Raw genomic sequence first — 7,261 nt, forward strand, 5'->3', positions numbered from 1 at the left:
CTTGTTTCTGTGGCTGCCATTTTTGCTAGAGGAATTCTAGCTGCGTTGGCTGCTAGGGCTGCTTTTTTGAAGATGTAGTCTACTTGTTCTTGTGTATAAGTTGCGTATTTTTCTTGGGCTAATTTTACTTTTTGTATGAGTTCTTCGAGTTGTTGCTCGTTTGTTACTTTCATATTTTCTCCCTAACCTAAATTTTGGCTTTTTCTGGAGCTGGTTTAATATCCGACTCTATTATAATTCCATTTTTTTCCTGTCAAGTTAATTTGAGTTATTTTCTCAATTTTTTAATTTTTTTGACATATTTTTTGTTTTTAATATTTAATTGATTTTAAATCTGTATTAAATTGAATTTTATTAACTTGAAATCAGTGTAGAATTAAATTTTTTTTTATATAGAAGCCCCAACAGTATCTTTGCCGGGAAGTAAATTTTTGAGGCACGAGTCGTCTGTGGATATAGGAAATACAACTATAGCAACAGCCAGGGCGATTAGGACATAGACTGATGGTGAATCAAAGACCACGGAAACACTTTTCCAACTGTTCCCTGTTCCCTGTTCCCTGTTCCCTGCTATAAAAGATGGAAAAATATTCCAATAGACCTCTCCAGACAAGAGGGAGTAGGAAGTAGGGGGGAAAGAATTGATGATTTATACGGGATAATTGATTTGATTGTTGATTATCGAAGAGGTCTAATACACCCCATCACCCCATCTCCCCATGTCCCATCTCCCTATCTCCGCTATTTCCCCATCACACAGTATTTTTCAATAGAACCCTTTTGGGGTCTATTGAATCCATTTGGAATATAAGCAAAGGTGCGGGTTTTTGGCTCTTGAGTCAAGAGTCAGAGAAATAGAATAGAGGAAAAACACCCCTATTAATGTGCCCTTATGCAACATCTCGCGGTCTTCTCCACTTTCCTACTTCCCACACTCGCGATCTATAGATCCTTTTATACCAATTCCCATGCATTATTGCTATACTTGGGGGATACTTCAGTTATTAACTAATTAGCAGGGCGCAGAATCATTTTTTTGCTAATTTCAGCTAGTAATGATGTTAATTATTCTTATGTTTGCTTCTCCCCTACTCCACTTTTCCCCTCCTGGGAGGGGTTAGGGGTGGGTCCCCTACTCCCCTACTCAACAAAATGTAGAAAAGTTTTTGAGAAATGGTATTAGGGGTTCTATGCGGTCATTTCAGTTATCAAAAAAATTGAATCGCGCAACCCCGCCTTTTAAGGCAAAATGTTTTTGGAGCGGGGTATAAATCCCCGTTACAAAAACAACTTCTGTACGGGTGATTTCGTTTCCTGCGGAATGCTGCGCAAACCGAATGCTGTCGCTTTCCGCGTAATTAGGAGCATTCCCTAGGAAATCACCCCTACTGACTTCTAACTTCTGACTTCGTTAACAGTACCTCCTACTGAAGCCAGAGGCGTATCTAGGTTATTTTTTGCTCAGGATTTAGCACTCAGCATTTACCTCAAAAAGGCAACAGACAACAGAGTTAGAGATAATTTTTCCAAATTTCCTTTCGATGGAAAGATTTAGGTAGGATAGTTAATCATACTGAATACTAAATATTAATACCATATTAGACTTCATAAGTCAATACTAGAAAGCTAGAGAATAAGTAAAAGTTGTCTAAAATAGAGATTATGTTTTAAATTTTAAATAAAAGCCATCAAATTCAGCAGAAAATTTTGGTTGCTATTTCTACGAGCTTGCGTTTTTTCAGCCATTTGGTATCATATATAAACAATGATATGATGCCACTTTTATAACTAATTTTCAAAATGCTTGGGAAATAATAGCCTTAAACCTAAGTATTTTCGTTGATGAAGTGGCTAAAAAATAGTAACTGGGTAAGGAGCGATCGCCTAGATGGCTAACTAATTTTCAAACCGATAATTTCTCCGGTTTGACAGAATCAAAATTTAGTGGTATTTATCCTTAAATTAATTCCTGCTATAACAATCCTAAATTGGTTGTGAGAATTGTCATAATAGTTAATTTGAGCTGAAAACCTCTAAAATTCTGACTCCTGTAGGGGCGAATTCCTGCGGAATGCTGCTAATTACGCGATTCGCCCCCACGACCAAAATATTACAACTTAAATAGGATTACTATATTTATCACAAAACTTCTCCATCAAACAGACTAATCCAAAACCGCTGCATACCTGTCGTACCAGTACAAAATAGCAACTTACCCAATAACTCCAACCCCAGTTGATTTAACTTTTCTTCCGAATTATAAGCCATTACACCAGAACGCCTAGGATTCATACGACTGCGAAAGTGTGCCCTAAATTGTTCTAAATAAAAAGATAATTGTAAATGACTTTCTATTGGTAACTGTTTTTGACTCAACTGCTGATAGTCAAACAAAAGTTGCCTAATTGGGACAGTTAAACGTTTTGCCAAGTGACAAGCAATAATAACTAGAGCTTTCGCTTCGTTCAATTTCAAGGGACGACGTTGACTATTTTGACGTAGGGGATTTGTACTACGCAGTCGCCACAAAGAAACACGATTGGGAATAATTTCTTGTAGTTCCAAGTCTTTAACAACCTTCAGCATCACTTCAGCTCCTCCAAGTTGTAAAGCTTCAATTGCCAAAAGCATTAAATCAATTTGAGTCCTAGTTCTTCGGGGACAACTACCATCAGGGAGAGGTATATCTGGTAAATTATTCAATATCAATGGTTTAGATAGACTGGGAGAAGTTTTTAATTCCATTACTTTTACAGCAATATTCTATACTTCCTTACACTATTTTGGTGAAAATATCAAGACAGTTAAAAAAATCTGCTCAAAAAACATTAAATAATAACACTTAAATTACAAGTCTTAGTATTAATAATTTTTAGAAAAAAAGATATACTTCCATTACTGATAATTTTTTTAATGATACAATTCCCAAGATTAGTTTCTAAATAATTATATAACCTTTCACATTTACTATCTGATTAGTATTAGGCTACTACAATTGCTCTAACCAAATCTGAGTATATTTTCAATTTTGACTTTAACCACAATGGAACTAAAAAATTTAATCCGCGAAATCCCAAATTTTCCTAAACCGGGAATTCTATTCCGAGATATTACTACCCTTCTGAGTAACCCTGATGGTTTACATTACACTATTGACATTTTGACAGAAAAATGCTCAGAATTTCAACCAGACTATGTAGTGGGTATGGAATCGCGAGGGTTTATTTTTGGCGTGCCTTTAGCTTATCAGTTGAATGTAGGCTTTATACCAGTCCGCAAACCGGGAAAGCTACCCGCAAAAGTCTACTCAGTTACTTATGATTTAGAGTATGGCCAAGATAGTCTAGAGATGCACCAAGATGCAATGCCACCAGGTAGTCGAGTTTTAGTAATTGACGATCTGTTGGCAACGGGTGGGACTGCAGAAGCTACAGTTCAATTAATAGAGAAAGCAAATTGTAATTTAGTGGGTTTTGGTTTTGTTATTGAGTTAAAAGACTTAGGTGGGCGACAAAAATTACCTAAAGTGCCAATTATTAGTTTGATTGAATACTAAAAATAGGGAGTAGGGAGTAGGGAGCTGATTTCTAGTATCAATATATATGGCAATTTCCGGTAATAACTGACAGTTCTGATGGGGATTTTCTTGAGTGAGCCAAACGAATAGTTGACAATGCGCTTGGAGGTGATTGGATTGTACGCCAAAAAACTTGAATTAAAGCTTAATAATCAGGAGCGCTCAAAAATGGCTCAATGCGCTGGTTATGCTCGTTTCGTTGACAACTATGGCCTCAGTATGGTGAACGGAACTTCTGGTATGACCAAAGTTAACAAACGTGGCCAGGAAGTTAGCTTGAGTTACGCATTACGCATTTTAGAAGCTAAAAAAGTCTTTACTGACTATGTAAAAAAGCAACCAGAATATGTCTGGACTTCTAATTATTCGTCTCGCATTTATCAAAGTGCTTTTCAACATCTAGGTGAAGCATTTAAACGGTATAAAGAAGGAATCAGTAAATATCCTAAATTAAAAAGGAAAAAAGACCGACAATCTTTTACGGTTTATGACGGTCATGGAAAAGTAACAATTAATCCTGGTAAGAAAATTAAAATACCAACCTTAGGAACTTTTCGATTATGGGAATCAATTCCTTACACCACAGCAAGTCAGACTTTTACTATTAGTAGAACAGGAGAAAAATGGTTTGTTAGTTTCAGTATTGAAGCTTCTCAGTTACCAGTTCATCCTCTATTAGATGAGCGACAATACGAAACTTTTGGTATAGATGTAGGGGTCAAACAATTTGCAAGTATAACCAACCAAGAATTGGGGAACTCCGAAGTTTTTAGTATCCCAGACTCCATTAAAATAGAGCAATTAAAGCTAGCCAAGTTTCAATGGCGCAACCGCAATAAACAGTTAGAAGGTAAAGGTAAACCACCTTCAAAAAATGCCATTAAATATTACAAAAAACAGGCGTTGTACCATGGTCGTGTAGTTAATATTCATAGGGATTTCATAGAGAAAACTACTACCAATTTAGCGAGTAAAGTAAAGCACGTCTGCTTAGAGAATTTAAATGTGAAAGGGATGATGCAAAATGGTAAATTGGCAGCATCAATAGCAAGGCAAGGATTTTATGAATTTAGACAACGATTGACAACCAAAATCGTTAGTTCTGGAGGGACAGTAGTGCTAGCCCCCCTGTGGTTTCCATCATCGAAAACTTGTCATAATTGTGGTTACATTAATCAAGAATTAAAGTTAAAAGACCGTACTTTTGATTGCCCTGATTGTGGAATGAGAATAGACCGGGACTTGAATGCGGCAATGGTGTTATCTCAGTATGGAGAAGTTAATCAAAATGCTAGGGGGTAGGCTGTACCCGAATTTACGCTTGTGAACTGGAAGAGGCCAACCTCCCAGGTTGAAGCAAGAAGCAAACATCTTTAGACTGGCATTACCAGGTCATACCCAAGTTTTGCCGGAATTGTTTAGGTATTGTACAGCAGTAGGATGAATATTTATAATTTATATAAAAAATAGCAATTTATATAAAAAATAGCGAGTAGGGAGTAGTTCTGAGCCAATGGGAACAAAAGCGAGTAGCTATCAGAAATGATTGGCGAAAAAAGCTGTAAGGGTTTGGTTTCCAAATCCCATTTTTGTTTGGGTTTGGAGGCCAAACTCTTATGATAAAATGTGACACATTTAGGATTAGTATTATAGTTAATTTAATTGGTGGATAAAAAATTGAAGCATAACAAGCTAAAACAACTAATTACCAGTGACACTTTTGCTTATATATTGAAGAGAATATTACAAGCAATTTTGACTTTATTCTTAGCATCTGCTCTTTGTTTTGCTGTTATTCAGTTGGCTCCAGGTAGTTATTTAGATACTTTAAGTCAAAATCCCCAAATTTCCCAAGAAACTATTGAACAACTTAAGGAACAATTTGGGTTAGATAAGTCGCCTTTAGAACAATATTTACGTTGGTTAGGAAGAATTATTACCAGTGGAAATTTTGGTAGAAGTTTTGTTTTTCAACAACCAGTGGCAGACTTATTATGGGAGCGAATACCTGCTACTTTAGTTTTATCTATTTCTTCCTTAATAATGACCTGGGCGATCGCTATTCCTTTAGGGATTATTGCTGGAGTTAATCAAAATCGTTTTTTAGACCGTTTTTTACAATTAATTAGTTACACTGGTCAAGGTTTTCCTAGTTTTATTACTGCTCTGTTGTTATTATTTTTAGCCCAAAATATTTCTCCTTTATTACCAGTTGGAGGAATGCAAAGTATCGACTACGATGATTTCTCTTTTGCGGGTAAAGTTTTTGATATGGGTTGGCACATGATTTTACCGACAATTGCTTTAAGTATTACCAGTTTTGCTGGTTTACAGAGGTTAATGCGCGGGCAATTATTGGATGTTTTGCGACAAAATTATATTCAAACGGCGAGAGCTAAAGGTCTTCCAGAGAATCGAGTTATTTACGTTCATGCCTTGAGAAATGCTATTAATCCTTTAGTAACGTTATTGGGATTTGAATTTGCTTCATTATTAAGTGGTTCGTTTATTGCTGAATATTTCTTTAATTGGCCGGGATTAGGCAGTCTAATTTTAGAAGCAGTAAGAAATCAGGATTTATATTTAGTTATGGCAAGTTTAATGATGGGCGCTCTAATGTTAATTATTGGTAATTTGTTAGCCGATTTGTTGTTGAAAGCTGTAGATCCTCGGATTAAATTGGAATTTTCGGCATTTTTTTTAGCAAAAGCTAGTACCTCTNGGATTAGGCAGTCTAATTTTAGAAGCAGTAAGAAATCAGGATTTATATTTAGTTATGGCAAGTTTAATGATGGGCGCTCTAATGTTAATTATTGGTAATTTGTTAGCCGATTTGTTGTTGAAAGCTGTAGATCCTCGGATTAAATTGGAAAGTCTGAAATAGTTATTAGTTATTCAGTTATCAGTTATCAGTTATCAGATTTTTTAGCAAAATTTAGGGATTAATTATCCATTATCAATTATCAGGAATACAAGCATTTATACCACTAACACCGTCTATCTTTTCCATAGCAGACTAACCATTAGCTAAACTTTGAACTAATTAATACTTGAATAGCTTGTTTTTTCTGCTGGAGTTAATGCTAATAGTTGGGGTTCTAAAATCTTTTAATTGCATAGCTGATTTTTGATATAGTTCGTCAATGGAAAATTATTAACTTTTTTAACTAGGGTTGAGCCAGTTTTCAACTTTTAAATTAGGGATACGGGAAAATTCACTAACATTGGCTGTAATAAATGTTAAATTCAATGTTAAAGCATGAGCAGCAATTAATAAATCATTAGCTCCAATGGGAGTTCCTTGACTTTCTAAATAAGTACGGATTTCTGCGTAATATTCCTCGATAGGATTAGTTAGTAGTATTTCAATACTCTCCAAGATGATTTCCAGTTTTTCTATGAGCTTTTGAGAGTTCTTTTTTTTAGCTCCGAATTTTAATTCACAAGGGACGATAATACTTGTACAATTTTTATTTTCTCCAACTTCTTGAATTTTGGAAAATCTCACCGAATAATTGTAAGCATTCAGGTATTAGCTGTCAGCTATCAGCTTTTAAAACCTCAACCTTAAGGAGGATATTTAAACGAAGATCGTCCTGAAAACTGACTTTTCTAGTAATATAAAATTTCTGAATAATAAAGCTTTTATCAAAAACTAAAAGCAATAGCTGATGGCTGATAGCT

The 7,261-nt window shown here is 35.3% G+C and carries 5 protein-coding genes and 1 pseudogene; 4 read left to right on the forward strand and 2 right to left on the reverse strand.

Going from position 1 to position 7,261, the window contains the following annotated elements; all coding sequences use genetic code 11:
• Positions 1–2,139: 2,139 nt before the first annotated feature.
• On the reverse strand, positions 2,140–2,745 hold the full coding sequence (locus AFK68_RS18005; protein WP_094673957.1) for a DUF3038 domain-containing protein: 606 nt from the start codon (positions 2,743–2,745) through the stop codon (positions 2,140–2,142).
• Positions 2,746–3,043: 298 nt separating this feature from the next.
• Between AFK68_RS18005 and AFK68_RS18010 the strand changes: the two genes are divergently transcribed.
• From AFK68_RS18010 to AFK68_RS35235, 4 genes and pseudogenes are all read left to right on the forward strand, one after another.
• The gene (locus AFK68_RS18010) at positions 3,044–3,556 is read left to right on the forward strand and encodes an adenine phosphoribosyltransferase (protein ID WP_094673958.1); all 513 of its coding nucleotides are present in this window, start codon (positions 3,044–3,046) and stop codon (positions 3,554–3,556) included.
• A 117-nt stretch (positions 3,557–3,673) separates the two neighbouring features.
• On the forward strand, positions 3,674–4,879 hold the full coding sequence (locus tag AFK68_RS18015) for an RNA-guided endonuclease TnpB family protein (RefSeq protein WP_094673959.1): 1,206 nt from the start codon (positions 3,674–3,676) through the stop codon (positions 4,877–4,879).
• A gap of 375 nt (positions 4,880–5,254) precedes the next feature.
• Positions 5,255–6,298, forward strand: a 1,044-nt coding sequence (locus AFK68_RS18020) for an ABC transporter permease (protein ID WP_246844261.1), incomplete at its 3' end; no start/stop codon positions are given.
• Between the two features lies 1 nt (position 6,299).
• Positions 6,300–6,461, forward strand: a pseudogene (locus tag AFK68_RS35235) (ABC transporter permease subunit); the annotation flags it as partial.
• 279 nt (positions 6,462–6,740) lie between these two features.
• Here AFK68_RS35235 and AFK68_RS18025 read toward each other — a convergent pair.
• Entirely contained in the window at positions 6,741–7,085 is a 345-nt protein-coding gene (locus AFK68_RS18025; protein WP_246844262.1) for a type II toxin-antitoxin system VapC family toxin, read from the reverse strand.
• Positions 7,086–7,261: the final 176 nt, after the last annotated feature.

Origin of the sequence: Hydrocoleum sp. CS-953, from assembly GCF_002260545.1 — a bacterium.
GTDB lineage: Bacteria > Cyanobacteriota > Cyanobacteriia > Cyanobacteriales > Microcoleaceae > Trichodesmium.